General features: G+C 56.6%; 26 protein-coding genes. 12 read left to right on the top strand and 14 right to left on the bottom strand.

Translation table 11 applies throughout. The features are described from left to right. Positions 1 to 29 precede the first annotated feature (29 nt). The gene (locus tag IPI63_RS04465; RefSeq protein ID WP_292476898.1) at positions 30 to 1,208 is read right to left on the bottom strand and encodes a cytochrome c biogenesis protein CcdA; all 1,179 of its coding nucleotides are present in this window, start codon (positions 1,206 to 1,208) and stop codon (positions 30 to 32) included. A 163-nt stretch (positions 1,209 to 1,371) separates the two neighbouring features. Here IPI63_RS04465 and IPI63_RS04460 point away from each other — a divergent pair, with 163 nt between their 5' ends. After that, positions 1,372 to 1,545, top strand: coding sequence for a hypothetical protein (locus IPI63_RS04460; protein WP_292476897.1), 174 nt, complete (start codon positions 1,372 to 1,374; stop codon positions 1,543 to 1,545). Here the strand turns inward: IPI63_RS04460 and IPI63_RS04455 are convergent. Then, on the bottom strand, positions 1,532 to 2,128 hold the full coding sequence (locus tag IPI63_RS04455) for a DNRLRE domain-containing protein (RefSeq protein ID WP_292476895.1): 597 nt from the start codon (positions 2,126 to 2,128) through the stop codon (positions 1,532 to 1,534). The two genes, IPI63_RS04460 and IPI63_RS04455, sit on opposite strands and share 14 nt — an antisense overlap. A 590-nt stretch (positions 2,129 to 2,718) precedes the next feature. Here IPI63_RS04455 and IPI63_RS04450 point away from each other — a divergent pair. The 7 genes from IPI63_RS04450 (at position 2,719) to IPI63_RS04420 (ending at position 10,517) form a co-directional block, all read left to right on the top strand. Beyond that, a complete protein-coding gene (locus tag IPI63_RS04450) occupies positions 2,719 to 4,014 on the top strand; it encodes a nitrous oxide reductase family maturation protein NosD (protein ID WP_292476893.1) in 1,296 nt (431 codons plus the stop codon). A gap of 103 nt (positions 4,015 to 4,117) precedes the next feature. Further along, positions 4,118 to 5,185, top strand: a complete 1,068-nt coding sequence (locus IPI63_RS04445) for a sulfurtransferase (protein ID WP_292476892.1) — start codon at positions 4,118 to 4,120, stop codon at positions 5,183 to 5,185. Further along, positions 5,136 to 5,351, top strand: a complete 216-nt coding sequence (locus IPI63_RS04440) for a hypothetical protein (RefSeq protein ID WP_292476890.1) — start codon at positions 5,136 to 5,138, stop codon at positions 5,349 to 5,351. Before IPI63_RS04445 ends, IPI63_RS04440 begins: the two co-directional genes overlap by 50 nt. Before the next feature lie 54 nt (positions 5,352 to 5,405). Next, complete coding sequence (locus IPI63_RS04435; protein WP_292476888.1) at positions 5,406 to 7,292, top strand: S8 family peptidase; 1,887 nt, start codon at positions 5,406 to 5,408, stop codon at positions 7,290 to 7,292. Between the two features lies 1 nt (position 7,293). Next, positions 7,294 to 7,881, top strand: a complete 588-nt coding sequence (locus IPI63_RS04430; RefSeq protein ID WP_292476886.1) for an aldolase — start codon at positions 7,294 to 7,296, stop codon at positions 7,879 to 7,881. 213 nt (positions 7,882 to 8,094) lie between these two features. Further along, positions 8,095 to 9,201: a CBS domain-containing protein gene (locus IPI63_RS04425; protein WP_292476885.1), complete on the top strand. Its 1,107-nt coding sequence runs from the start codon at positions 8,095 to 8,097 to the stop codon at positions 9,199 to 9,201. 5 nt (positions 9,202 to 9,206) lie between these two features. After that, complete coding sequence (locus tag IPI63_RS04420) at positions 9,207 to 10,517, top strand: TraB/GumN family protein (RefSeq protein ID WP_292476883.1); 1,311 nt, start codon at positions 9,207 to 9,209, stop codon at positions 10,515 to 10,517. Here IPI63_RS04420 and npdG read toward each other — a convergent pair. The 4 genes from npdG to IPI63_RS04400 form a co-directional block, all read right to left on the bottom strand. Beyond that, positions 10,510 to 11,181 carry an NADPH-dependent F420 reductase gene (gene npdG, locus IPI63_RS04415; RefSeq protein WP_292476881.1) on the bottom strand — a complete coding sequence of 224 codons (672 nt, stop codon included), beginning with the start codon at positions 11,179 to 11,181 and terminating at the stop codon, positions 10,510 to 10,512. The two genes, IPI63_RS04420 and npdG, sit on opposite strands and share 8 nt — an antisense overlap. A 326-nt stretch (positions 11,182 to 11,507) precedes the next feature. Beyond that, on the bottom strand, positions 11,508 to 12,569 hold the full coding sequence (locus IPI63_RS04410) for a tRNA (guanine(10)-N(2))-dimethyltransferase (RefSeq protein WP_292476879.1): 1,062 nt from the start codon (positions 12,567 to 12,569) through the stop codon (positions 11,508 to 11,510). Next, positions 12,570 to 14,123 carry a nitrous oxide reductase family maturation protein NosD gene (locus tag IPI63_RS04405; RefSeq protein WP_292476878.1) on the bottom strand — a complete coding sequence of 518 codons (1,554 nt, stop codon included), beginning with the start codon at positions 14,121 to 14,123 and terminating at the stop codon, positions 12,570 to 12,572. It lies immediately after the preceding gene. Then, complete coding sequence (locus IPI63_RS04400) at positions 14,062 to 15,414, bottom strand: phosphoribosylaminoimidazolecarboxamide formyltransferase (RefSeq protein ID WP_292476876.1); 1,353 nt, start codon at positions 15,412 to 15,414, stop codon at positions 14,062 to 14,064. The genes IPI63_RS04405 and IPI63_RS04400 overlap by 62 nt, the downstream gene beginning before the upstream one ends. A gap of 126 nt (positions 15,415 to 15,540) precedes the next feature. Here IPI63_RS04400 and IPI63_RS04395 point away from each other — a divergent pair, with 126 nt between their 5' ends. Beyond that, positions 15,541 to 15,876, top strand: a complete 336-nt coding sequence (locus IPI63_RS04395) for a DUF167 domain-containing protein (protein WP_292476875.1) — start codon at positions 15,541 to 15,543, stop codon at positions 15,874 to 15,876. Positions 15,877 to 15,888: 12 nt separating this feature from the next. Then, positions 15,889 to 16,329, top strand: a complete 441-nt coding sequence (locus IPI63_RS04390; protein WP_292476874.1) for a toprim domain-containing protein — start codon at positions 15,889 to 15,891, stop codon at positions 16,327 to 16,329. A 180-nt stretch (positions 16,330 to 16,509) separates the two neighbouring features. Here the strand turns inward: IPI63_RS04390 and IPI63_RS04385 are convergent, their stop codons facing one another. Then, positions 16,510 to 17,232 (bottom strand): tetratricopeptide repeat protein, encoded by a 723-nt coding sequence (locus tag IPI63_RS04385; protein WP_292476872.1) that lies wholly within the window; start codon positions 17,230 to 17,232, stop codon positions 16,510 to 16,512. 172 nt (positions 17,233 to 17,404) lie between these two features. On the opposite strand from IPI63_RS04385, the gene IPI63_RS04380 reads away from it, so the two are divergent. Together IPI63_RS04380 and IPI63_RS04375 are read left to right on the top strand one after the other, a co-directional pair. Then, positions 17,405 to 17,731 (top strand): DUF2551 domain-containing protein, encoded by a 327-nt coding sequence (locus tag IPI63_RS04380; protein WP_292476870.1) that lies wholly within the window; start codon positions 17,405 to 17,407, stop codon positions 17,729 to 17,731. Next, positions 17,728 to 18,129, top strand: coding sequence for a hypothetical protein (locus tag IPI63_RS04375; RefSeq protein ID WP_292476869.1), 402 nt, complete (start codon positions 17,728 to 17,730; stop codon positions 18,127 to 18,129). The genes IPI63_RS04380 and IPI63_RS04375 overlap by 4 nt, the downstream gene beginning before the upstream one ends. Before the next feature lie 18 nt (positions 18,130 to 18,147). Here IPI63_RS04375 and IPI63_RS04370 read toward each other — a convergent pair whose 3' ends face one another. The 7 genes from IPI63_RS04370 to IPI63_RS04340 all read right to left on the bottom strand — a co-directional run bounded on the left by IPI63_RS04370 (position 18,148) and on the right by IPI63_RS04340 (position 26,063). Further along, entirely contained in the window at positions 18,148 to 18,645 is a 498-nt protein-coding gene (locus IPI63_RS04370; RefSeq protein WP_214064429.1) for a transcription factor, read from the bottom strand. Positions 18,646 to 18,992: 347 nt separating this feature from the next. Next, positions 18,993 to 19,376, bottom strand: coding sequence for an ArsR family transcriptional regulator (locus IPI63_RS04365; RefSeq protein WP_292476867.1), 384 nt, complete (start codon positions 19,374 to 19,376; stop codon positions 18,993 to 18,995). Between the two features lie 151 nt (positions 19,377 to 19,527). After that, entirely contained in the window at positions 19,528 to 20,838 is a 1,311-nt protein-coding gene (locus IPI63_RS04360; RefSeq protein ID WP_292476865.1) for an AIR synthase-related protein, read from the bottom strand. A 53-nt stretch (positions 20,839 to 20,891) separates the two neighbouring features. Then, positions 20,892 to 22,607, bottom strand: coding sequence for a DNA mismatch repair endonuclease MutL (mutL, locus tag IPI63_RS04355; protein ID WP_292476864.1), 1,716 nt, complete (start codon positions 22,605 to 22,607; stop codon positions 20,892 to 20,894). Positions 22,608 to 22,612: 5 nt separating this feature from the next. Beyond that, positions 22,613 to 23,995: a DNA mismatch repair protein MutS gene (mutS, locus tag IPI63_RS04350; RefSeq protein WP_292478197.1), complete on the bottom strand. Its 1,383-nt coding sequence runs from the start codon at positions 23,993 to 23,995 to the stop codon at positions 22,613 to 22,615. A 32-nt stretch (positions 23,996 to 24,027) separates the two neighbouring features. Next, on the bottom strand, positions 24,028 to 25,233 hold the full coding sequence (locus tag IPI63_RS04345; RefSeq protein WP_292476862.1) for a hypothetical protein: 1,206 nt from the start codon (positions 25,231 to 25,233) through the stop codon (positions 24,028 to 24,030). Between the two features lie 137 nt (positions 25,234 to 25,370). After that, the gene (locus IPI63_RS04340; protein WP_292476860.1) at positions 25,371 to 26,063 is read right to left on the bottom strand and encodes a hypothetical protein; all 693 of its coding nucleotides are present in this window, start codon (positions 26,061 to 26,063) and stop codon (positions 25,371 to 25,373) included.

Genomic DNA, 26,063 nt, shown 5'->3' with positions numbered 1-26,063 from the left:
TTTAATCCTGTTGCCGATTTTTAGAGGATTCAGATGATCTGCCAGTAGATGAGAGGAGCCAGTGCCAGGAGCATCAGACCGGTAAAAAGCCTCATTCCCACCCGGTGATCCTTGCGGAAGCTGTCCACTCTATCCGGGCTCATTCCCAGGGCCAGGAAACCGCCCACCACTATGATCGGCAGTACCACCCCCAGATTGAAGAACATCAGATAGGCTGCGCCGACAAGGTAGCTCTTGGAGGAGATGAGGTCCAGTATGGCCAGATATAGACCCCCCACACAGGGAGCCTTCACCAGTGAGAATAGTGCTCCTGCCAGGAAGTAGGAGCTTGACCTTCCCCGGTCCACTCCCGCCTGGAAGTACTGCAGCGCCCAGTCCGTCCGGAATAAGGACGGCCTGCCCTGTCTGAGAAGGGCGGCATCTACGACCTGGGACAGGCCCGCTCCAATGAGCAGCACCGTCAGAACATAGCGGAATGAGGCGGCTATGGCCTCGGAGTGCAATAGCCTCTGCATCCCCAGCCCGGAAGAGAAGGTACATGGTGAATATGCCAAGGAGAAGAAGAGCACCATCATCATCAGCTCCCCTCTTTCCGGAGATGGAGAGGATGGATGCCGCCAAAAAGACGAGAATGCCAAAGAGACAGGATTAAAGCCGGCCACAAAGCCGCCGGCAGTGACGGCCAGGGCAGTGGAGAGGGAGAGCTCCTGCAGATCATAATCATATCCCGCTGTGGCATCATCCCGGCCCTGGATAGGGCTTGCCCTGTCAGGGAGGGCGATGGCCGGGGAAGGCCCGGAGTTCAGGCTCTGATTGGCCAGAGACTGGAGGACCTTGCTCTCAAGCAGAGAGCTCTCTCCTCCGTAATCCCGGTAGTCTATCACCTCAGACCCGATGATGATGGCGGGGATATCCCGGGCGCGGTATTGATCGATGATCCGGTGCCCCTCATCGGTATAATAATAGTGGGCTGTGACATTGAGGGCCACCTTCTGGCCGATCCTCTCCAGGGTTCTCTCTGCAGCAGCGCATTTAGTGCATCCGGGGGAGGTGATGACTACCACCTCCACTGGATCTGAGCTCGCCCCGTATCCCCCCACAGGAGCCATTCCAGCGGAGGGGGAATGATTCCCAGCCGGGATGCTGCCATCGATCTTCTCCTCTCCCCCTGCGGCATAAATGCAACTGCATAGGGATAGCAGCACCATCCCCAGAATTATCATGAGCTTAAGGAACCCTCTGGCTGGCAGGATAGGAGGAGGCAGTCCGGGGCGGCTTGGCGGCATCAGTCACCTTATGGTATGGAAGTGATATAAAAAAGAGGCCCTACACCGGCTGGAATAGCGGGGAAAAGGGAGGAGAGAGTGGCCCTTGCTCTCAGCCAAGGGAGCAGTATCCCGCCCTCCTCTCTTGTGCCTCTGTGGACAAGTCATGGACCTCACCACAAAGGGCGCAGAGAAGATTCTCGGCAGTGCAATGCCATGTGATCTGGCGGTGAGCCAGAAGATCTTCTCCGCCCTTCAGTATCATTTTACTCTTCAGTGACGTACTTCAGGACGGGTTTATCCTCATCCGATGCCTCGCTGGATACAAATGCCACTGAGACATCCCCCTCCCCCACCAGAACTATGCTGTAGGGACACCCTTCTGCACAGACCTCAACTGCCTTCTTGATGATGGGGGTGACATCCAGCTCAATCGCACTCTTCACATCGCTCTCTTCTATCTTGACGGACTTGGATGAGACATTTATATCGTAATCCACCTTATCCTTCCAGGTCAGTGTGGAGAGCGTCGCTCCCTCCAGGAAGTAAGCCCTGATCCTGCCATCATCATCCACCCGGGCCACATTGAGGGTGAGAGTGGCAGACTTGATCTGCTCTGGCTTGAAGACGCCCTGCGATCCGAAGAGATTCTCAAAGCCAAGGCGGGTCTCATTTATTGCGTCATCATCATCGTCGTCATCATCCTGAGAGGAGACCCACAACAGATTGCTCTCGCTAAAACTTGCATCCTCATCCGCTGAGCTGATATAGGTGTCCACATCCATATCCACTGTGAAGCTTCCTGCACTGCCGGCAGCCGCCAGCAGGAGGAGTATGCCGATACTCGCAAGCCAATATCTCAAACTTCGTTCCTCCGTTGAATTAACCAATACTGCATGTACCTGTCAATTGATAAAAAAGCTTACCTTCATATGTATCCTATGTTAGATGACTCCAGGGAGCTTTGAGATAGATCCTATCCGGCATCTTATCCGGGAGCAGCTCGCGGCCATCCCATGCCAGAACAGAAGGTCCATCTCAAGCGAATCCCGGGTCCATCTCCGATCCACCCCAAAGCTATACAAAACCTAGATTGAACCTATTTCATGCTGAACATTATTCCATGCTGAACCTGTCCCAAACCCCCTGAATCCACCCCCAATCGATGTGAGCCATGAATCTTTATAAGTAGATATCTCATCAGGGGATGGATCTCTATGAGCCCTAAAATAAGAAGATCATCAACTCCCCCCGAGACGCTGGGAGATGCTATGCTCAGGCTTTATCGAATACATGCCGCCCCTCGCAGGGAGGGGGCCGCCCGGGAATTTGGGCGGCATCACTTCTTTATGCTGCCCTGCTGATCGCCTCCACTGCCAGCGCTGCCACCATAAGCGTCAGCTCCGATCTGCAAGCAGCAATCAACTCCGCCCAGCCCGGCGACACCCTTCTGGTGGCCCCGGGGGTCTACAGCAAGATAGCCCTCGATAAGAGCCTGAGCCTGGTGGGCGATGGCGCTGTCATCCAGGCGGGGGAGAGGGATGCATGCGTCAATGTTCTGGCGGATGGTGCGAGCATATCCGGCTTTCTGGTCCAGAACGGATTTTATGGCATAAAACTGAACAATGTCCAGGGCTGCACTGTGGCCAACAATACAGTCATCCACTGCACCCAGCCAGGAATTGCCCTCCTGTTCTCCGACGGGAATACCATCAGGGGCAACAATGCCAGCTTCAACGGCCTGGGAGGCGAAGGATGGTATGGGATATACCTCTCCAACTCCAATGACAACCTGATCCTGGATAATGTGGCCTATGGCAATGGCGCCTACGGCATTAATCTCTTCCCCTCCTGCAGCAATAACACCATCCGGGGCAACATCCTGCAGGGAAATATGTACGGCCTGTACATGTTCACAGACTGCAGCCATAACCTCATAGAATTCAATGACCTCTCCAGGAACACCAACTCCGGCCTGGACCTCCGCTTCAACTGCACACACAACCTGATCCGGAATAACAGCATGATCGATAATGTCGTCGCCGGCCTGACCCTGTTGGATTCTGGATATAACAGCATATCTGGCAACCAGATAGAGGGAAATGGGCGCTACGGCCTGCAGATTCAGAGCAATTCCAATGGCAACACCATCATTGATAATGCCGTCTCCAACAGCCAGACCGGGATCTTCCTGTACTCGGACAAGAATCTGATCTATGGAAATAAGATCCTCTACAATGTGATCCAGGCCGAGGATAGAGGAGAGAACTCATGGAATGCCAGCTATCCGCTGGGGGGCAACCTCTGGAGCGACTACCACGGGAATGATGAGTACCAGGGGCCGGGGCAGAATGTACTGGGTGCCGATGGCTTTGGCGATCAGCCATATGAGGTGAGCAGAACGGCCCGCGATCAGTATCCCATTATAGGCGGTCAGGTCAGGCAGATCTCCATCATCCAAAAGAGCCTGAATCCCACCCAGGCCCGGGTGGGAGATGATATAAGAATCGCTGTGCAGCTGGAGGCTCTATATGATCTCAACCAGCCGACGGTCAGAGCATATCAGCCAGGGGGGGAGGCAAAAGGCTATGGCCGCCTGGTGCTATCTGGGGATACATACCAGGGAACCTTCTCCACGGCGCTGCTCGATCCCGGGGAGTACGACCTGGTCTTGAAGGTCAAGGATGCTCGCGGATTTGAGCTGGAGGAGGTTTTGGGCAGAATATCAGTCGCTTCTAGAGGCGGCTGATTTCATTTCACAAATGCATTCATGAAGGCCTTCATAAAGACGTTCATAAAGGACAATTCAATTTATATAGAATGTGAGAGCAAAAAGAGTGCCTAGAGGCAAGATGATGAAGATCGCAGGCAGAGCTGGCGTGATCCTGATATTGATGGCAATCATCTCCATATCTATATCAGTATCCATTGTATCTCCTGCCATGGATGAACGCACTGGCAATCGCTCCAATGCCTCCGGGGAGCTGGCCTCCTCTCTCCTGATACCCCCGGAAAAGATCAACATCTCAGATGCCGGCAGCATAATCATCGATATCAGTCCCCGGCCGGCTGAGTATATTCCGGGAGCGATAAGCATTCCCTATGACCAGTTCATCGATTCTGGAGGAAGGCCCAAGCCGGCCAATGTGATGGCCCGGATTCTGGGGGAGGCAGGCGTATCCCAAGATGATTCAGTCATTATTTATGGCGAATGCCAGCCCTGCGGCGGAGGCCCATCCGCTGCCACCTATGTCTTCTGGATATTGAAGTACCTGGGGCATGAGGACGTCCGCCTCCTGGAGGGAGGGATAGATGAGTGGGTGGCAGCCTCAAATCCCACCTCTGCCGAGCCTGTTGTCCTCGCGCCGGCGATCTACACCCCCTCAGCAGATGCCGGTCTTCTGGCCACATATGAGTTCGTGAGAAGCGGCCTACCTCTGATCATCGACGCCCGGACTGAGAAGGAGTTTGAGAGCGGCTCGATACCTGGGGCGATCAATATCCCCTATGAGAGCGTTCTGGATGGGAGGAGGATAAGGGATCGGCCAGAGCTGGAGGAGCTCTTCTCAGATCTGGAAAAGAAAAGGCCGGTGGTTGTCTACACCAATACCGGTATCAAGGCCTCCATGATCTGGCTGCCCCTGATCCTTCTCGGCTATGATGCCAAGATCTATACCTGGAAGGATTGGATCGCAGATCATTCCCAATTGGGCATCGATATCGTAAAAGCGGAGGCAGACCCCAATCCAGCCTCATCGGGTGATGCAGTCAAGATCACTGTTACCATAAGGGAGAGGGGAGGAGAACGCAGAGGGCAGCGGGGGCGAGAGCAGCCCGGGCAGCAGGATGGAGCCCTCAGCTGGAGAGCAGATGAAGGGCGACGGTGGCCCATACACCCTCCGGGCGCTGATCCGGGATGAAGGGGAGAACAGGCTCCACGGAGTGATGCTGAAAGAGATCTCTGATGACAGGTTCGCAGGCGTCTGGGCGGCCAGCCACCCGGGCACTTACAACCTCGGGATCATGGCGAGGAGGGACAACATCAACAGGCTCTTTCCCCATATCCTCCAGATCGAGGTGAGATGAGACCAGCAGATATAAGAATGTCAAAAAATAATAGCTGGAGTTAGAAGTGAGAGAATGCGCCCTGGCCATATCCTCCATCTAGTCCTGCTGCTGGCCCTGGTCAGCTATGCATCAGCATTTCCGGTGCAAAATGCCCTGGAGAACAATAAGGCAACTGCCTGGTTTCAAAAGGAGTATGATAATTACTTCCGGCCCAATCTCGATGACAGCACCCCTCCGGTCATCTATGGGGTGAGCGTGAGGCCCCCTGTCCTTAAGACCGGCGACCCCAGAAGCGAGATAAGGGCCCTGGTCCATGACCCCTCCGGCCTGGGAATGGTCTATGCTGAGATAGGCAATCGCATGAACCTCATGCTCGATCTGGACCGAGACGGCACCTATACCGGCTATTGCGGCTCCAATCTTCCTGCTGGGACCTATAATGTGACCATCATCGCCATAGACAGATTCGGCAATGCAGCAAAGGACGAATCCAAGAAGATCACCATCCGCGATCCCAGAGATCTCAATGGCAATGGAATAGAAGATAGCCTGGAGGGACAGAAAGCCAGGGACCTGAAGGTCATCGTCCTTCATGAGGAGAAGCTGAAGGGAAACCTGACCGGCATCTCCACCACCCGGGAGAAGAGCTTCAATGTTCTGCCAGGGAGCGCAATGACAGTCCCCTCTGACAGGCTGGAGGAGATCGCCAGGACAGACGGAGTCCGAGGGGTGTACACCGATCAGAAGCTCACCCTGCTATCCTTGCAGGAGAGCCCAGGCAGCCCGAACCCTGCTCCTTCGATCATAGACGATCCCCGGAAGAGCACAGGCCCTGTGGGGAAGGGGGTGACTGTAGCCCTCATCGATACCGGCGCAGATGCCGGTCATGACTCCCTCTCCGGGAGGATAGTCGCCTTTCAGGACTTCGTAAACGAGCAAGACGAGCCCTACGACGACAACGGCCATGGCACACACTGCGCCAGCCTGATCGCTGGCGGCCTGGGGATGGGGGTGGCACCGGGAGCGAATCTGGTGGTGGTCAAGGTGATGGACAGGAATGGAGCCTGCTACCTCTCCGATGCCCTCAAAGCGCTGGACTGGTGCCTGGAGAACCGGGATCGTTACGGGATAAAGGTCATATCATTCAGCGTGGGCGGAGAAGGCCCTTCTGATGGCACTTCTCTGCTGGATGAGGCCTGCAGCAGGATGGTCGAGGAGGGGCTGGTCATGTGCGTCGCCGCCGGGAACTCCGGGCCTGCGCCCTCCTCCATTGTCATGCCCGGCGGCGCAAAGGAGGTGATAACTGTGGGGGCCATTGACCACACCGGAATGATATTCGATCTATCATCGCGCGGTCCGACCCAGGCCGGCGAGATCAAGCCGGACCTGGTCACCCTGGGGGTTGATGTCCCCTCTGCCCTGGCCGGCTCCAGGGATGGCCAGAGCTCAGTGAGCGGCACCTCAATGGCCGTTCCTCAGGTCTCCGGGGCATCAGCCATCCTCTTGGAGGTAGAGCCCGAGCTGCAGCCGGCAGATGTCAAGAGGCTGCTTCTCAAGACGGCAGATGACCTGGGGGCGGAGGGAAAGGACAACCTCTACGGCTACGGAGCGCTCAATCTGACCCGAGCTCTCAGAAGCACCAATGCTCCGGAGGAGGGGCTTTATCCTCCCGATCTGGCGGATGTGAGGCTGAACCGGGATGAGGCCACAGAGGGCGAGCCGGTGATGGTCGAGGCCCAGGCCTCAGGGGAGATCAGGTCCCTAAATGCCAATATCATCGGCCCGGACAGAAATCTGGAGATTCCCATGGATGACCTGGATGGCAATGGTGTATACTCCGCCCGCTGGGAGACGAGCTTTTGGACGGCGGGGGAGTATCAGATATCAGTGGATCTGGAGGGAGGATTTGGCGAGAGAGAGTCAATGGCCGTCCCTTTCCGTCTCCTGAAGAGGGATTGAGATGAGAGAAGGGCCTTGGGAGGAGATCGCGCAGTTCGGGAAAAAGATCGTCTCATCGGGGCTTACAAGCTCCATATTCGGAAACATCAGCATCCTTCGAGAGGGCAGGATATTCATCACTGCTACGGGATCGATGCTCGATGAGCTGGATTCATCCACGGTGATAGATGTCGATCTCAAACAGCCCTGCGAGGACGATAAGATGGCCAGCATAGAGACCTGTGTTCACCGGGCGATCTATCTGGGCACAGGAAATACAGCCATCATCCACACCCATTCTCCATATGCAGTTGCCCTGTCCATGCTGGAGGCGGAGACGATAGAGCCCATCGACAGCGAGGGTGTTCTTCTCCTGGGAGAGATGCCTATAATCAAGGGCCGGCTGGGGACAGATATGCTTGCCCGGACAGCTTCCCTTGCCCTCAAGTCCCATAAGGCCTGCATCGCCCGGGGGCATGGCGTATTTGCTGCGGGCAAGAGCCTGAGGGATGCGTATACTGCCGCCTGTATGGCAGAGCATAGCTCTCAGGTGAGATATCTGGTGCGCTGCTACCCGGAAGGGAGGCAGCAGGGATTAGATCAGGATTGATCCGGTGATCTCTTTCAGGGGAAAAATTTATATCTTAACCGGCGCCATTTAAAATTGAGCGGGTAATCCTAGTTTTTAGAATCCACACTGAACCCCCACTCTCCTACCCGCTCACTTAATAAATTAATAATAGCTGCTTTCAGAGCGATGGCCATTATTTGCCCCATAAATTGTCAAAAGACCTATTAATACCCGGGGGAATACTGGCACATAATGAACTCTTCATTGCAGCTTGGGAAGATTATGGGAATACCGGTGCAGTTGCACTGGAGCCTTCTGCTGGTCATCCTTTACATCACCTGGGCCTTTGCCTCCTTCAGCCAGCAGGTTCTGGGCAGGAGCTATGGCTTCGGCGGAATCGAGCCCGCCAGCCTGAGATGGGCCTTTTCACTGATCTTCTCCCTTCTCCTCTTCACCTGCGTAGCCCTTCATGAGCTGGGGCACAGCTACATCGCCCTCAAGAATGGGATCAGCATCAGGAGCATTACTCTCTACTTCTTTGGCGGAGTCTCTGCCATGGAGGAGATCCCCAGAGATCCCCGCCTGGAGCTGCAGATGGCCTTTGCCGGCCCCCTGGTGAGCGGCATTCTGGGGGTGGTGGGCATTCTCCTCTCCACTCTGCAGGACGAAGGCAGCCCCCTGGGCATAATGCTCTGGATGCTGGGATTTCTGAATATCATCCTCATGCTCTTCAATCTGCTCCCCGCCTTTCCCATGGACGGGGGCCGCCTCCTGCGGGCCTGGTTTGCCACCCAGATGCCTTATATAAAAGCCACCCAGAGGGCGGCAAGCATCGGAAAGCTCTTCGCGATCATCATGCTCGTCCTCGGTCTGTTCTCCTTCAACTTCATCCTCCTCTTTGTGGCCTTCTTCGTCTATGTGGGGGCCTCAGAGGAGGAGAAAGCAACTCGAATCAGTGTGAGCCTGGAGGGGACGAGGGTCAGGGACATAATGTCTACAGATGTGCATACCGTCGATCCGGATATGACCCTGCTGGAGCTCAAAGAGCATATGTTCAAAGAGAAGCACCGGGGCTATCCGGTGCTCTCCGGTGAGGAGATGATAGGGGTCATCACCCTCTCAGATCTGCAGAGGGTTGCAGAGAAGGATCACGCAGATACCCGGGTTGCTGAGGTGATGACAAGAAAGTTATATGTGATCGCTCCTTCAGAGGAGGCATCTGCCGCAATGAGGATGATGAACATGCTGAATATCTGCCGGCTGCCTGTAATGGAGGATGGCCGCCTGGTGGGCATCATCTCCAGAGAAGACCTGGTCCGGGCCATTGAGCTGTGCTCGGGACAGGACTGGAAGAGGTAATCGATTTGGATTTTGAAGAGAGTGAGATGAAAGAGGACTGCCCTGAGGCCGCCAGCCTTGCAGGCCAGATAATAGAGCCTGATGGCCGCACCCACCTGGCAGATGGCCCCTTCCACGAGATCACCATTGTGGGAACGGCGCACGTATCTGAGAAGAGCGCACTGGAGGTGGCCAGCAAGATCGAGCAGATAAGGCCGGATATCGTGGCAGTGGAGCTATGCCTCTCCCGCTACAAGGCCTTGACCGGACAGGAGGAGAGGTCTGAGATCAAGATCGAGGAGCTGCTGAATGGCAGCAAGCTCTATGTATTCCTGGTGCAACTGCTCCTTGCCTATATGCAGCAGAAGATCGGCCAGGAGCTGGGGGTCAAGCCCGGCGCTGAGATGCTGGCAGCGATCAAAGCTGCGCAGAGCACCGGGGCCAGGGTGGCTCTGGTGGACAGGGATGTGGGAATAACCATCCAACGCTTCTGGTCGGCAATGGGATTCTTCGATAAGCTGAGGCTGATATGGTCCCTCATCCAGGGGGCCTTTTGGGGGGAGGAAGAGGAGATCGATATCGATAACATCACCCAGGATGATATCGTCTCCCAGATGATCAGCGAGTTCCGCAAGATCTCTCCTGGAGCGGCCAGCGTTCTGATCGATGAGAGGGATGCCTATCTGGCCCGAAACCTGCTCAGCCTCTCCAGGCAGGGCCGGGTGCTGGCAGTGGTGGGGGTCGGCCACAGGGAGGGCATAGAGAGGCATCTGAGAAACCCAGGAGCCATTCCTGCCATAGAGGAGCTCAATGTGAAGGCCAAGAAGAGAATCTCCTTTGCCAAGCTCTTCGGGGCAGCGACGACACTGATCATCCTGGTGATGATCGTCCTGGTGGTGATCACTGCCCAGTCCAGCCAGAGCCTGATCTTGGCATTTGCCCTCTGGTTTGTGATAACTGGGACTTTGGCTGCACTGGGGGGCATCCTGGCCCGGGGCCATCCCCTCTCCGTATTGACCGCCTTCGCCATCGCCTGGATGACCACCCTCAATCCATTCCTGGCTGCAGGCTGGTTTGCCGGCATCGTCGAGGCCCGGAAGCTCAAGCCCACGGTCTCTGATCTGAAGGAGCTTCCCCAGGCAGAAAACTTCCGGCAGATGATGGACAACCGCCTCTTCAAGGTCCTGCTGGTGACAGCACTGGTCAATCTCGGAGCCACAGCCGGCACCTTCATCGGAATCATCGTCATCTGGAATGTGATGAATCTGATAGATCCAACAGAGCTCGCTGGCATGCTGATGGCGACCTTAACTAAAATCATACAGAATATCATTTGAGGGCAGGCGGCCTCTCCGATATTATGCTCACCCCTGCATCTTTGATCTTATTCCTCCGGGCGACATTCAAGAGCATGGGGGTCAGGCTCTCCACCAGAGAGGAGGCAGTCAGCGGCCCGGCGAAGAGCGGCCTGAGGCTTTTTATCTCCAAAGTCAAGCCCCTGACCACCTCCACCGCCCCGGTATCATCGCCGCAGATCAGCACATCGCCTCTCAGCTCCCTATCCTGGGCCTGAAGAGATGCTGCAGGAACGGTATGAAAGGCAGAGACCACCTTGATCTGAGGGGGGAGGAGAGACTGGGCCTGCTGGGCGGAGCTGCCCTCCGGGGGTGGATCGAATCTGAAGAGCTTGCCGTCGTAGCCCAGGGGAACCACAGGAGAGATCACAAGCTGCTTGTCAAAGGACGAGGAGAGATCGTAGGTGACCGATCTCAGGTGCTCAGGGGGCACGCAGAGGATGACCACCTCCGCTGCAGCCACGGCGCTGGCATTATCCGTTCCCCATACATTCCCATCTGCCCTGGGAAGCTGCATGATATCCCTGACGCACTCTTGCGCCTTATCCGCTTTGCGCGAGCCGATGATGACCTCATGGGAGGGCATGAAGCGCACAGCAAAGCCGGTCCCTATATCGCCTGTCCCACCAACAAGAGCAATCTTCATGAGTGGGAGTTATCCGACCCATTATTACGTTTTTGGGTCGAGAGGATGAGATTGAGGCGGGGGATGAGATTGAGGATAAAGTGCGATGAGGCCAGGAGAAGAGTGGATGAGAGCCGCACCTGTTCTATTGAATTATAAATACCTCTAAAAGGGTAATAAGGGATGGCACGAGATGCGAAAGGGAGTAGCAATGAAGGGGGTAATAAACGTCACCTCGTGCCGCGGATTCCTGCATTATCTGTATCATAATGCAGCTATCACTATTACGTATCTTCTCCTTTATTAAGTTTTAGGTACAAAAAAAGAATTGACAGTTTTATAAATTTTTAATGATTATTATCTCTCAGTACCTCCTCCAACTGGGGAAGGGTGGCATCTGTCTTTATCCCCAGGCCGGTGAAATGGGTGCGAGAGGCCTTATGGCCCAGAGACCTCAGCCCGGATATGATATCATCGATCCTGCCGGGGGTGATCCTGAGCTTTTCGCAGATCCTGTGATGGTCATAGTACATGGGCACATCCACCTCCTCAGAGCAGGTGGCAAGGATCTTCTCTGCTCTATTGCTCAGATCACCACCCTCAAGGGCACTTCTAATGACAGCAGGCTCCTGAATGCTGCCCAGCCATAAAGGTCCGGCCAGGGTGGTGGGGGAGCGGCAGTGGGGGCAAACCCCTGCCGGGCGCGGCTGGGCCAGGGGCTCAAAGCTGCCACAGAGATTGCAGTGCTCCACGTACCCCAGGGAGTGCAGAGAGCTGTCTGCAGCATCAGCACCCCTGATCAGGCGAAGGTAGATGCGCACATAGTGATCGGTGACATGGGTGAGCAATGGCTCTGTCCCCTTATCCCATCGGGCCAGCTCCCTGGCGGCCAATCCGAGGAGGATCCGGGCTCCCATCTCCCGGTGGTAGTCGGTGCGCAGGGGGCGGGCCATATACTTGCGGATGCCGCTCTTCAGATGGGCTCCGCAGAGGGGGGCAGTATCAGTGGCGGTGATGAACAGATAGGACCGGGCAGATCTGCTGGCTGCAGAGAGATAGGGGGAGGGGGATCCAAATGGGTCCAGATCTATGGCCTGGAAATGCTCCTGGTGCATCAGGACATTGGCATCTTTCTCCGTGATTATGCAGTCCAGATCGTTTCTGGCCACATTCCTCTGCATCAGCTGCACCGCCCGGGGATCGAAATCATTGAGGGTCACCCTCTCCGTCCCTGCCTCCCTGGCCACTCTCATCCCCCGGATGCCGCTGGCTGAGAGGGCATCCAGGTACTCATCGATGCCCAGAGCGCTGATCATGGCCACTCCTATATCCCGACAGAGCATCATCTTGGGATTGTAAAAGGCCCCAACGGTCTCGAATACGATGGCGCCTTCTCTTTTCAGAGCCATCTAAAAATAATTCTCTTCCTGGAAGGGCGAACGGCTCACATCTAAAGGCTCAAAGTCCCCCCACCGGGGCGAAAGTCTGGGCCGGGGAGAGGAGATGACCATTATCCCCTTCTCCAGCCGTGCTGCTGGCTCTGCCTCCTCCTCATCGGGCAGGGTGGCATAACCCCGGACAAGCTCCTGGAGTTCTGCCGTCCCCATTCTCTCCTCATCTTTCCCGAGGGGGCGGAGCAGTGGCATGTGGTCTGCGGACTTGGACTGCGGGCCGGGAATAGAATAGGGCTGCTCTCCTATGCCGTCTCCGTTCTCATCCTCTCCCTGATAGTCGCTGTAGCAGTTCCCAATAGTGGTGTTCCAGACGTTGCGGCTGAGGTTCTCATAGGCATTGATGTTGTTGTTCAGGAAGCTGTTCCCAAAGATCAGGTTGTTTCGATTCTCATTCATCCTTATTCCGTGCTTGTTCCCAGAGGCATTATTGGCATAGGCGGCATTATACTGGCAGCCTTTGGAGATCTCCAGGCCATTGTAGTTGCCCCGGGCGACATTTCCAACAACCAGGTTATGGCTGCTGTTCTCCTGCAGGGAGAGGCCGATGCCGAAGCCTGCTGTGATCTCTCCCCTGCTGTTATCGATGAGGAGGTTGTCAGTTATATTATTATAACAGGACCAGTTTGTCACCAGGATGCCATAGTAGTTATGATCGACCCGGTTTCTTCTCACCTGATTGTGGGAGGCGTTCCACAGAGAAAGGCCGAAGGTGCACCCCGATATCAGATTATCATCCACATCTGCCCCCTCCCCCTCTCGGAAGAGGATCCCGACATTGGAGTTATTTATAATGCTGCAGTTCTTGACGGCTGTATCCCCGGACCACTCGATATCCAAGCCGAATTTCCGGCAGTTTATTATGCTGCAGCCTGAGACATCGAGGCCCCTTCCCCCATGAAGGAATAGGCCCGTATCGCAGCCGTTCAATATGCAGTCTTTGATGGTGATCCCATCAGCGTCCAGGGCATAAACCCCGGCCTGAGCTCGATAGATGCTGCTGTTCAGGAGAAGAAAATCGCTTCCCTCTACCATCACAGCCGCATTGGGCACATCTAGGCGCTGGCCCCTGGCAGCCTCCCGGTTTTTCATATAGTACTCGAACTTGGAAGCGGTGTCCTTTTCCACTCCGCGGATCTCAAAGCCTTCCAGGGTCACGCCATTGCTCTTCACTGTCACGGCCGGCTTCTGCAGGGCGGCATTCAGCACCGGCCTGCCCTCGCCGATCAAACTCAGCGGCCGGTCGATGATGATTGAGGAGTAGCTTCCAGCGCCCACAGAGATGATGTCGCCCGCCTGGGCGGAGTCTATCGCCGCCTGGATGTCCTGGCCGGAGTTGATGTGGCCGGCAGATGCTGGGCTGAAGAGAAGGGGACTGAAGAGCAGTAGAGCTAGAAGGATAGAAAGAAGAGCAAGAGGGCTTATGCGTGCCCTATGCCCATGGCAGATTTCAGTGTCTGAAATGGCGCATGCCTGTGAAGACCATGGCCATATCATGCTCATCTGCGGCATCGATCACCTCAGAGTCCCGGATGGATCCGCCGGGATGAATTACCGCTGTCGCTCCTGCCTGGAAGGCCTGATCCAGGCCATCCCGGAAGGGGAAGAACGAGTCTGTGGCAGCGACAGTGCCCCTCGTGGACAGGCCATGCTCATCCGCCTTCTCCGCTCCAAAGCGGGCGGAGTCCACCCGGCTAACCTGGCCCGATCCTATGCCGATGGTCTGATTCTCAGTGGCATAGACCAGGGCATTGGACTTGACGTACTTTGCTATCTTCCAGGCAAAGCGGAGGGCGCGGGCCTCGGAGTCTGTAGGAGCTCTCTTGGTCACCACCCTCCACTCCTTGATGTCGCCGGTATCGTAATCCTGCAGCATCATGCCCCCGAAGATGGACTTCTGATAGTATCCCTGGTACAGATCCCTTCTCCTCTGCAGCAGGTCTCCGATGTCCAGGACCCGGCGATTGGGCTTGCTCTCAGTGAGCATCCGCAAAGCCTCGGGCTCATATCCCGGGGCGAGGAGGACCTCAACGAAGCTATCGCCAATGCTCTGCGCCGTCGAGAGGTCCACCACCCTATTGAAGCCGATCACCCCGCCGAAGGCGGATTTGGGATCGGTGGCAAAAGAGAGCCTGTAGGCCTCATCCAGGCTTGAGCCATAGGCCACCCCACAGGGGTTTGCATGCTTGACGATCACTGAGAGGGGCCTGCCAAAGGCTCTTCCATCGTACTCCGAGAGATCGATGAGCATCTCCAGGACTGTCTCCGCATCGACCATATTGTTGTAGGACATCTCCCGCCCGTTCAGCTTCCTGGCGGCGGGCAGGCCCAGCTCCCGGAGGTTTGTATAAAGGGCCGCTCTCTGGTGCCAGTTCTCTCCATAGCGCAGGTCCCCTACCTTCTCGTAGGCGCAGGCCACATATCGAGGCAGCCCTTCAGAGCGGGACTGAAGATCAGCCAGCCTCCGGGCATCCGCCTGCAGACACCTGTATAGCGCCCCAGCCTCCAGGAGATCTCTCGTCTCCCGGGAGAGCTCGCCCGTCCTTCTGATCTCCTCCAATATCTGGGGGCAGTTTGAGTTATGCAATAAGACCGGGCAGCCCTTTGCCAGCGCCTCCCTGATGAGGGCGGAGCCGCGCAGGCTCTGTGCATATTCCGGATCACAGACCAGTAGACAATCCTCTCCCTGATCCTGAGGAGAGAAGCTTTCGCACAATTGCAGGCCAAGCTGCTCTAAGCCTGAGGGGATGGAGCAATCAATGCCATTCTCGCCTGCCAGTACGACGACCTGTTTGATCTTCATCGAACCCCTCCCCCTTCATCGCTGGCGGTATTTTAACCTTTTCCCAAATAGCATCAGAGCAGGCTGCTCAGGTTCCCTCCATCTTGACATTGAGATCGATATTATTTAAGCTCCGAGAGCATAGTGATGGGTATGGATTCTGCTGATGCAATTGATACCCATCCCTCAGGGTGCATCATCCGCTTTGAGGTGGTCCCCGGCTCCTCCCGCCTGGCCGTTCCCTCGGGCTACAATCCCTGGAGGAGGTCTTTAGAGGCCAGGCTGACTGAGGAGCCCAGCCGAGGACGGGCCAACCATCAGCTCGTCTGTGAGCTGGCTGGGACCTTAGGCCTGCCGGCATCCCAAATCCGGGTGATTAAAGGGGAGAAGAGCAGCCGAAAGCTCCTGCTGGTGAAGGGAATCGGGAAGGATATGGCCGCCTCCATCCTTGAACCGGTGCTGGATAAGCACAGGGATGGTTGAGCTGGGCGAAGGGTGAAGGGTGTGGCCCGGAGTAGAGAGCAGAGGGAGAGCAGAGAGAAGGGGACCTACGATCTGGAGGCGTTGGAAGAGCTGCTGGCTGCCCTGGTCGAGGCATCAGGCCAGGGGGCGGCGACGATTGTTGAGGGAAGGCGGGATCTTCTGGCCCTGCGCGCCCTGGGCCTCGCCGGCCCGGTGATCTTTGCCTCGCGCCGCTCGGCCCTCGACCTGGCCGAGGATGCCGCCCGCAGCCACCGGGAGATCATCCTCCTCACCGACTGGGACCGCAAAGGGGATGAGATGGCCAGGATCATCGGGCGGCATCTGAGGTCGGCAGGCGCACGCCCCGATGGGGAGATCCGCTCTCGCATCAAAAAGCTGGTCCGAAAGGAGATCAAGGATGTGGAGAGCCTGTACCATTACATGGAGAGGATGAGGTATCTGTATGGCCCCTAGGATAGGAGCACAGGCGGTGGAGAGCACTGAGCTGCGATCTGGTGATGGTTGTTGGATGAGCCGGATCGGGGCCGTCCGGCCACAGCATCCAGGTGGCGAACGTCAGCAAAGAGAACAGGGATTGCCCCGGCCATGAAGAAGGGATGACCCCTGCTCTGAATCGGGGAATGGAGGCGAGGGTCAATTCAGCCCCAGATCCAGGGCGATGCGGGCGGCCTCTTCTGCCTCTTGTTCGCGATGCAATGATCTATAGGCGACAGCAAGATTCTTCCAGGCGACGGCGTATTCTGGATCGATCTCGATCGCCTTCTGAAAGCATGCTACCGCCTCATCCTGCCGGCCGAGGATGGAGAGGGAGACCCCTTTGTTATTCCAGGCATAGAAGTCGAAGGGGCTGATCATTATCGCCTCCTCATAGCTCTCTATCGCCTCCTCATGCCGGCGCAGGTTGTCTAAGGCAGCCCCCCGATTGTTCCAGGCTCTCCTGCCATCCGGCCCAAGTGGATTCAGCTCAATGGCCCGCGCATAGCTCACCACAGCCTCCTCGTACCGGCCGAGTATATGCAGGGCAAAGCCTCTCACAATCCAGGTCCTGGGGTTATAAGGATCGATGGCCAGGGCCTTCTGGCAGGATTTGAGGGCATCAGCCCCCCGGTCAAGCTGGTTCAATGCCAAGGCATGATTTCTCCAGGCATCAGCATCCTCTGCATTCAGGGAGAGCGCCTGCTCAAAGGCGCGCACTGCCTCCTCATACCGGCCGAGCTTGCGCAGAGCCACCCCTTCCCGGTAGTAGTGCTCAAAGCCCTCCCTCTCGCATCCTGATTGCTCCCAGGCGGCAGCTGCCTCCTCGTTCTCGCTCCTTGGGCCGGGGTTATCTGCGCCTGATCTCTTATCATCTGACATAATATCCTCTGATATAGACAGCACTGGATCTGCTGTATGGTATACATATGCCCGCTTATCCTTAAAAGCCCATCCTCTTGCCAGGAGGATGAGGATCTGCATATCTTCTGGATCGGTATTAGTAAGGTATATATATTATAAATATTACTAAAGTATTAGTAAATGTAAGGGAGTGGTCCAGGGGGAGGTTTCTACGAGGCTGCAGCGATCTGAGATACAGGATAGGATGATGGATTTCCTCAATCTGGATAGCGATGGCTTGAGGAGGTTGGTCCTTGAGTCCATGGTCCAGTCGCAGGAGTTTACAATCATATCTCTTCATGAGGAGGTGTGCAAGGAGGTCGATGTATCCAGGAAGGTGGTGGCCTCCATGACCGGCTATATCAGCTCCCGTCTGGGGATATTGCGGGTGAACAAAAAGTCTTACCGGGCACCCAGGACCTATGCTCTGAGGGATGAGTATGCAGATATAGCCAGAGAGATACTGGCAATCTCATGACCAATGTACTCAAGGCTCCAAGGACGGCCACCACATTAAAGGTCCGCTCTAAATCGGAGTATGCAATCAGCCGGTCAAGAGATCCGTATCACGAGCTTATGCTTCGCCTATTTCAGAAGGAGGAAACGGCAGAGAGAGGGCAGAAGTTCCTGAGCATTGTGGAGGAGAGGCAGAAGAGAGGGGATCCATTGAAGACCAGTGAATGGAGGGACCTCCTGCAGGAGCTTGACGTCAGCCGATCTGCCTTTTATGCCATGCGAAACAAGCTGCTGGGCGCGGGGATGATCAGCAATAGGGGGGGAGAGTACAGGCTCTCGGGCATGTTCAGCCGAGATCTGATGGATATGGCCCGGTGGTGGTGGACGGCAGTGCTCTCCAACAGCCTGGAAAACCTATAGCCTTGGATAAAATAGCACTTACAAGCAGGCCTTCAAATCCCTTATCTGCTTCTCTATCGCCTCTACCACCTTGGCATTCTCCATATACTCCAGGCTTCCCTGGCAGAAGGGGCAGACGAAGTCGGCATCGCTCGCTTCGTCGAATACAAACCTGGCGCAGCCCTCAGTGCAGGCATAAAAGATGTTCTCCTTCTCATAGACCAGCCTCTCTTCCAGCTTTCGCAACAGCCTCCTGGCCTCTGACTCCAGGGCTTTCTCGAAGTTCTCTGGACAGAGCTGCCACAGGTAAGTGAGCCAGCCGGAATCTGGATCCCGTTTGCGCCGGTAGATGGCCAGGCGATGCTCATACAGAAGATACAGAGTACGCCTGACGGTATTCAGGCTTATCCCAGTAAGCTCCGCCAGCCGCTCATCGGTTATCTCCTCTCCGGGAATGCATTCCACAATTCTTAGACCTTCTTCACCAACAAGCTTGTTCAGATAAGCCCGATGGATTGACTCTTCAATGACTGCCAATGAATCACTACCATGATATGAGCTGTCTGATATAGGCTTATTGCCGACCCCTAAAGCCGCATCCGATCTGACCCCCAGCTCATCTGGAAACGGCCTTGCCAATTGTTGCCATTCAAATTCTTGCATACTTCTTCCCGGGCAATGGAATACATCGGCCCCTGATCTATTTGATTAATATAGGGTCCTCCTTCTATATATCCTCATCGTGAAAGCGTTTTTTGTGTAGTTTAGGATAAGAAAGATAAATCCATCGGAGGTGCATTGCCCTTGGGCGATGGATCATTTAAGTGTTTATAAGAAGGTGGGGGGATAGGGAAAAAATGAGTGGCTCTATATCCGTCCCAGACCTACCCGGTATCGCTGAAAAGGGACTTAAGCCTCTGGATGGACTGCAATGCCTCATTGGCCTCATCGAGCTTCTCCTGCTCGTAGTGCTGCAGGATCTCTTCAATGGGGGTCTTGAGGCGGTAGACCTTCATCGGCCTTCCGGTTCCATCGCTGCGGCAGATCTTCTCTTCAATCCAGTTGTTCTTGCGCAGAGTGCGAAGGGCAATGCTCACCTCTGGCTGGCGCAGGTCTGAGCCCCTCTCGATCTCACGTGAGGTGGCCTCTGTGCCATTGGCCAGGAAGGCGATCATATTGGAGACCTTCCTTGGCACCCCCAGGCTCTTCAGAGTCTCTACTACCTCGATATCCTTCTCGTCGAATCTCATTATGAATGATTCTTTCATTGCTATCTCCTTCTTAATTTTTTCCCCTTGTAATAATTGAAAGAGCTTATCATATAAATAGTTTTTTAATGTAAATAAATTTTTTACTATTATTATTACATACAGTAAAGACCTTATAAAAAAATCACTTTAGTAAAATTTAAAAGATATCTCATCCATGCCGTATCCTCTCCACAAACCTCCTCTTCTTCTCAACTGCCTCTCTTGCCGCCTCGTCCACCTTTCTCTTCATCTCCTCCACATCCCGCGCTGCCTCCTGGCCGATGGCTTTCTTGATGGGGGTGTAGGCCGCCTCCCGGAAGCGGGGGGAGAAGTCCCTGAGCTGTCCATTGATATCAAGATAGGCCCCCTCTCCCTCTTCCACCCTGCCGATCACCTCTATCTCCACCCCAGCACCCCGGATGGCGGAAGAGATCGCCTCCACCTCCTCCGGCGGGGCGATGATGAGCAGAGCATCTATGGAGACTCCCAGATAGTCTATCTCCAGTTGGTCGAGCATCTCCAGCACCCGGGGGTTGACCAGGCGGCGCATACTCTCCTCCAGGAAGGTCAGCTTCACCCCAGCGGTATAGGAGATCTCCTTGGCATCGCCCCGAATGCCGCCATTGGTCACATCGGTCATAGCATGGATCCGGAGGTCCGCTTTCAAGAGCGCCTCGCTCGCCTCCAGGAACTTGATGTTCAGTGTCTCATCCACCACCTCATGCCGGTCATAATACAGGGCAGCGGAGCAGACCGTCCCTCCTCCTGCCCCCTCGGTCATCAGGATCACATCCCCCGGCCGGGCGCTCTTTCTGGCGGTGAGGCTCTCTGAGACCCCGACTGCGCCCACGCAGCCGGTGAGCCGGTCCCCAATCACCATATCCCCGCCGATGCGCAGCGTGCTGCCGGTGATGAGAGGAACGCCGATCAGCTCCGAGACCGTGGCGATGCCGGCGATATGGTCGAAGAGCTTGGAGACATCGCCATCATCAGCCAGATGAACATCGGAGAGAAGAGCCACTGGCCGGGCCCCCATCACATAGACATCGCGCAGGGCGGCGCGGGTGACATGAAAACCAGCCAGGAAGGAATAGTCACTCAAGCGGGAGTGCATGCCGTCCACAGTGACAGTGATGTACTTGCCCCCGGCCTGGACCACCCCCGAGTCATCCAGTTGGCGGGAGTCGACCACCGCTCCTGTGCGGCCGATGACCTCGGCGATCTTGGTGTGGGTATAAAAGTCGCCCGAGCCGCGCGAGCCCACACCGAAGTCGCCCATGCTCACCCCCGCGCTCTTCAAAGAGAAGACCTCTCCTCGCGGATTGAGGGTCGCCCTGGCCTCTGCCAAGATCGCTTCCGCCAGGATGGCAGCCCGGTCGATTGGGATCTCCTTTACCTCTCTGATCAGATCAATGAGCTTGGACTCGATCTCCGGGTCATCTCTCCTCAGGCCCCGCTTGGCAAATCCTTCCAGATCCATGAGGAGTCAATTGGGCTGCCCATAGATATTATCATCTCCCATCACCGACCCCATCATCTTCTGCCAAAGAGCCTCTCCAGCTGGCCATGATCCAGGGTGACCATCACCGGCCGGCCATGGGGGCAGGTCAGGGGGTTACTGCATTCCCCCAGATCGTCCAGCAGCCGCTTCATCTGGAGCAATGTGAGCTCCTTTCCCGATTTTATTGAGCCCCGGCAGGCCAAGAGCTTGAGGATCTCATCCCGGTTGCTCGATTCCGCTGCCGGCCTTCCCCGCTGGAAGAGGTCCTTTAGCAGGTCATACACCGACTCGGCGCTCTCGATCCCCCCTCCCAGAGCAGGAACGGAACGGACGCTGTAGGCCCTTCCTCCAAAGGATGAGATCTCAAAGCCGATCTCCTCCAGGACCTCCTTCCAGGAGGAGAGCATGACCTCCTCGCCCGCTGAGAGCTCGATCGTCACCGGCCAGGCCAGCTCCTGGCGGATCGACCTTTTCTGGTACTGCTCCGCCAGCCTCTCAAAACGGATCCGCTCTGCAGCAGCATGCTGATCGACCAGGACCAGCCCCTGCTCGCTCTCTGCCACAATATAGAGCCTATTGATCTGACCCAGGATCTTCAGGCTCGGGCGCATATCCCTGGAAGGAGTGCTCTCATCTCGGGGGGCTTCTTCTGTGCTCTCCAGGGGAAGCGTCCTTTGCATAATGTTCTGCGCCAGCGTCTCCTCGCCGGCTCCAATCTCATCTCCCCGCTTCAGGCTTTCAGCAGCCACACTCCTGGCATGAGAGGAGAGAACCCGGGCCGCCTCCTGAGTGAGAGCCAGGCAGATCTCATTCTCATGCAGCAGCCGGATCTCCCTCTTCGCCGGATGAACATTCACGTCCACTATCTCCGGGCTGATCTCCAAGGAGAGGACAGCTATGGGGCTCTTGCCTGCTGGGATGATGTTCCTGTAGGCCTCTCTCAGGGCAGCAGACAGGGGGCGGGAGACGACTGCCCTGCCGTTGACGAAGATGAATATCCTGTCCGGACTGGATCTCAGGCTGAAGACATCGCCGATCATCCCCTCCAGCCTCCATCCCCGGCCGGATGCCTGCAAGGGGGCCATGCCGGCCACCGCCTTCAGGCCGAAGACGCGGGTGAGGACATCCTCCCATGAGGTGGAACGGGCCGATTTGAAGTGGGTGCGCTGCCCGGAGAAGAGCTCAAAAGCGATATCATAATGGATGATGGCCAGCTCGGTTATGGTATCTATGATATGGACCAGCTCCGCTTCTGCCCCCTTGAGGTGCTTTCTTCTTGCCGGGATATTGTGAAAGAGGTTCCAGACGGTGATCGATGTGCCTGCGGGGCAGCCAGCCTCCTTTGTCTCAGCCGTCCTTCCTCCCTCCAGGCGGAGATAGCTGCCCCAGGGCGCCTCGCGGGTCTTGGTCCGCACCTCGACTGCTCTTGAGACGCTGGCGATGCTGGCCAGGGCCTCGCCCCGAAATCCCAGAGTGCAGATCCTCTCCAGATCCTCCGCCCCGGAGATCTTGGAGGTGGCATGCTTCTGGAAGGCCAGGGGGAGGTCGAGCGGATCTATGCCGCAGCCATCATCTGTCACCCTGATGAAGCTCTTTCCCCCCTCCAAAACCTCGATCAGAATCCTGTGGGCGCCGGCATCGATGGAGTTTTCCACCAGCTCCTTTACCACTGAGGCCGGCCTCTCAATCACCTCGCCGGCAGCGATCTTGTTCACCGTCTCCTCATCCAGGGCTCTGATTCTATTCATCTCTCTTACCGATCCATCCTCTCCCTTTGCATCTGCTGATACTGGGCCAGGCGGCCCAGGGCCTCCCTGGGGGTCATCCGATCCAAGTCCAGGGACATGATCTCCTCTATGATGGGATCAGGTCTCTCGCTCTCCTTTTCTCCGGCTGCCCTCTCCCCGTCATCGCCATCGAAGAATATGAGCTGGGTGTAGCGAGCAGCTCTCCTCTGTCTTCCTCTTCCCGATCCGGGTAAAACGACTGCCTCCCTCTCGATCTCCCTCAGGATCTCATCCGCCCGCCTCGTCACCATCCTGGGAACTCCCGCCAGGCGGGCGACATGCACCCCGTAGCTCCTGTCAGTCGCCCCCGGGACCACTGTGCGCAGGAAGGTGATGGTGCCCTTATCCTCCTTCACAGCAATGCTGTAGTTTCTCACCCCGGGAAGGATGCTCTCCAGCTCTGTGAGCTGGTGGTAATGGGTGGCGAAGACGGACTTGCATTTGATGCTCTCGTGCAGGTATTCGGTTATGGCCCAGGCCAAGGAGAGGCCGTCGAAGGTGCTGGTCCCCCTGCCCACCTCATCCAGGAGAACCAGGCTCTTATTGGTGGCAGAGGTGAGGATGTGGGCGATCTCCGTCATCTCCACCATAAATGTGCTCTGTCCGGCGGACAGATCGTCATAAGCCCCCACCCGGGTGAAGATCCGGTCCACCAGGCAGAGTGAGGCATGGGCTGCGGGCACAAAGGAGCCGGACTGGGCCATGATCGCCGCCAGGGCTATCTGACGCATGAAGGTTGATTTTCCTGCCATATTCGGGCCGGTGAGGATGATCAGGCGGTTGGAACCCTGATCCAGGAGGATGTCGTTGGGCACAAAGCCCCCCCGCATCGCCCTGGCCAGAACCGGGTGGCGGCTGGAGCGCAGAGAGATCCTGCCCTCCTGATTGAACTCCGGCTGGACCAGATCATTCTCCTGGGCCACCTCCGCTAAGGAGAGGAGCACATCAAGCTCCGCCAGGGCCATGGCCCTCCCCTGGATGGCCCCTGCCTTGCCTGCCACCTCATCCCGCACCCGGGCGAAGAGCTCCTGCTCCAGGGATACTGACCTCTCCTGGGCGGAGAGGACGCGGGACTCCATCACTTTCAGCTCCGGGGTGACAAATCGCTCCCCGTTGGTCAGGGTCTGCTTGCGGATGTAATCCTGGGGAACCAGGTGCAGGTTAGCCCGTGAGACCTCGATGTAGTAGCCGAAGACATTATTGAAGGCTATCTTCAGCGATCTTATCCCCGTCCTCTCCCTCTCCGCCCCCTCCAGCCGGCTTATCCAGCCTCTCCCATCCCTTAAAAGCTCCCGGAGCTGGTCGAGCTCGGCATTGTAGCCCTCCCTGATCACCCCCCCATCCCGCAGAAGGAGGGGCGGGTCGGCTACGATCGATCTCTCTACCAGGGAGACGGTATCATCCAGGGAGATAGCCGGGAGAGAATATCCTGCAGATAAGAAGAGCCAGCCTCCCCCAGGATCGCCTGCAGGCGGGGCAGCCTCTCCAGGGTGCCCTTCAGGGCGAAGAGATCCTTGGGGCTGGCAGATTTGCATGATATCCTTCCAAGCAGCCTCTCCAGGTCTGATGCCCCCTTGAGCTCCTCGGCCAGGCTGCGCTGCAGGAGGGACCGGCTGGCCAGCTCCTCTACCCCCCCCAGCCTGCGGTCTATCGCCTCCTCGCTCTGCAGGGGCATTTGAATCCAGCGGGCCAGGGTTCTCGCCCCCATAGCAGTCCGGGTCCGGTCCAGGAACTCCAGCAGTGTGCCCCGGCGGGAGCGATCGCGGATGTTTCTGGAGATCTCCAGGTTTCGCACTGTGACCTCATCTAAGACCATATAATCGGATCCCGAGTAGATCTGAATATCCTTCAGATGATCGAGGAGATCGAAGCGTGAGGCGATAAGATAGGAGAGGACCGCCCCGCAGGCCCTCTGGGAGAGCTCTCTTCCCTCCAGGCGGAGCCTCTCCTTCCAATCCGGGCCGTAGCGATCTGCCAGGGCGAATGCAGCCCTTTCTAAAGAGAAGCTCTCCTCATCCAGGATCTGCTCTCTTGCCTCCTCCCAGTGCAGGGGGGCGGCAGAGAGGCACTCCGCCGGCCGGAAACGGGCCAGCTCAGTGGTGAGGCGGTGGGACGGAACCTCTGTGGTCAGGAACTCGCCTGTGGAGACATCCACAAAGGCCAGGCCCGCCCGGTCCTCCTCCTTTGCCACTGCTGCCAGGAAGTTATTGCTGCCCTCTTCCAGCATAGAGGGCTCGATGATCGTTCCCGGGGTAACCACCCGGGTGATGGCTCTCTTCACCAGACCACGGGCCTGCTTTGGGTCCTCCACCTGGTCGCAGATGGCCACCTTATGCCCCGCCCGGATCAGCCGGGCGAGGTAGGCATCCAGGGCATGGTAAGGGACCCCGGCCAGGGGGATCTTCTCTCCCCGGCCATCCTTCTGCCGGGAGGTGAGGGTGATGTTCAGATCTCTGGCCACAGTGACAGCATCATCGGCAAAGGTCTCATAGAAATCGCCCACCCGAAAGAGGAGCAGAGCATCTGGATAGAGCTTCTTGTTCTGGTAGTACTGCTCCATCAGGGGAGAGAGCTTGGCTGGGGGCATCGTTATCTATTGGTCTTCTACTTCTGCCAAAAAGGCTTTGGTCCAGCACTGAAGATTTGCCAGATGTGAGGCCGGGAGAGGGGAAATAAAATAAAATAGGAAATTAAGATGAGATGCCGATCTCATATCATCGCCATCTAGGCGATCTTCACTCCCTCAAAGCTTCCCGTCCAGGACTCTGCTCGAGCTGAGATGGCCCAGAAGCTTCCGCTGGCCACATCCCCGTTCAGATCAAGGGAGAGGATATAAAGATCGATGGGGTTTATGGTGATGATATCCAGCCTTGCTGTTCCGTCCTCGAAGACCTGCCCCGAGGCGGCCGCATCGATGGTGCTGTTCTCCACCCTCATCTTGCCTGCGCCGAAGAGCTGCTCGTCCCTCTGGAAAAGGGTTAAAGCCATGCTCCTCGGCAGGCTATCGTTCAGGGCAAAGGACCAGCTCCCGCTCATTGAGGGCAGAGCAACCTGAGCTGGAGGAAGCTCTGTCGTCACTGCCGCAGCAGAGGCATTCTCCTTTGCTGATGCCTCAGCCGCTGTGCCCTCCTCCTTCACCTTTTCCAGGCTGGCCGCCTCTGCCTCAGCGCGGGAGGCCTTGGGATCCCTCGCCCCCTTGGAGAGGGTGCTTGGCATGCTCCAGTCCATGGCGCTCTCATTCTCTCTAAGCGCTCTGACCTGTTGGGGGGTTCCCGGAGCCTTGGGGCTCTTCTCTATGCCGCTTATCAGCTCATCTGCACTCAGATGCTCCTGATTATCCCAATCGGCGCCAAGGGTCGTCACTGCCATGAAGGCGATGAAGGATAGGGATAATGCTATTGATAATTTGAAATTCAT

The organism is Methanothrix sp., assembly GCF_016706325.1.
GTDB lineage: Archaea > Halobacteriota > Methanosarcinia > Methanotrichales > Methanotrichaceae > Methanothrix.
The sequence above is the reverse complement of the archived record's forward strand: the minus strand, read 5'-3'. Positions and strand labels throughout refer to the sequence as shown.

What these genes read in the sequence shown, in the direction of transcription:
- IPI63_RS04465 (WP_292476898.1), bottom strand. Translation starts at nt 1,208, where the DNA reads ATGGTGCTGCTATCCCTATGCAGTTGCATTTATGCCGCAGGGGGAGAG.
- IPI63_RS04445 (WP_292476892.1), top strand. Translation starts at nt 4,118, where the DNA reads ATGATGAAGATCGCAGGCAGAGCTGGCGTGATCCTGATATTGATGGCA.
- IPI63_RS04440 (WP_292476890.1), top strand. Translation starts at nt 5,136, where the DNA reads ATGAAGGGCGACGGTGGCCCATACACCCTCCGGGCGCTGATCCGGGAT.
- IPI63_RS04435 (WP_292476888.1), top strand. Translation starts at nt 5,406, where the DNA reads ATGCGCCCTGGCCATATCCTCCATCTAGTCCTGCTGCTGGCCCTGGTC.
- IPI63_RS04430 (WP_292476886.1), top strand. Translation starts at nt 7,294, where the DNA reads ATGAGAGAAGGGCCTTGGGAGGAGATCGCGCAGTTCGGGAAAAAGATC.
- IPI63_RS04425 (WP_292476885.1), top strand. Translation starts at nt 8,095, where the DNA reads ATGAACTCTTCATTGCAGCTTGGGAAGATTATGGGAATACCGGTGCAG.
- npdG (WP_292476881.1), bottom strand. Translation starts at nt 11,181, where the DNA reads ATGAAGATTGCTCTTGTTGGTGGGACAGGCGATATAGGGACCGGCTTT.
- IPI63_RS04410 (WP_292476879.1), bottom strand. Translation starts at nt 12,569, where the DNA reads ATGGCTCTGAAAAGAGAAGGCGCCATCGTATTCGAGACCGTTGGGGCC.
- IPI63_RS04405 (WP_292476878.1), bottom strand. Translation starts at nt 14,123, where the DNA reads ATGCCGCAGATGAGCATGATATGGCCATGGTCTTCACAGGCATGCGCC.
- IPI63_RS04400 (WP_292476876.1), bottom strand. Translation starts at nt 15,414, where the DNA reads ATGAAGATCAAACAGGTCGTCGTACTGGCAGGCGAGAATGGCATTGAT.
- IPI63_RS04395 (WP_292476875.1), top strand. Translation starts at nt 15,541, where the DNA reads ATGGGTATGGATTCTGCTGATGCAATTGATACCCATCCCTCAGGGTGC.
- IPI63_RS04385 (WP_292476872.1), bottom strand. Translation starts at nt 17,232, where the DNA reads ATGTCAGATGATAAGAGATCAGGCGCAGATAACCCCGGCCCAAGGAGC.
- IPI63_RS04375 (WP_292476869.1), top strand. Translation starts at nt 17,728, where the DNA reads ATGACCAATGTACTCAAGGCTCCAAGGACGGCCACCACATTAAAGGTC.
- IPI63_RS04365 (WP_292476867.1), bottom strand. Translation starts at nt 19,376, where the DNA reads ATGAAAGAATCATTCATAATGAGATTCGACGAGAAGGATATCGAGGTA.
- IPI63_RS04360 (WP_292476865.1), bottom strand. Translation starts at nt 20,838, where the DNA reads ATGGATCTGGAAGGATTTGCCAAGCGGGGCCTGAGGAGAGATGACCCG.
- mutL (WP_292476864.1), bottom strand. Translation starts at nt 22,607, where the DNA reads ATGAATAGAATCAGAGCCCTGGATGAGGAGACGGTGAACAAGATCGCT.
- IPI63_RS04345 (WP_292476862.1), bottom strand. Translation starts at nt 25,233, where the DNA reads ATGCCCCCAGCCAAGCTCTCTCCCCTGATGGAGCAGTACTACCAGAAC.
- IPI63_RS04340 (WP_292476860.1), bottom strand. Translation starts at nt 26,063, where the DNA reads ATGAATTTCAAATTATCAATAGCATTATCCCTATCCTTCATCGCCTTC.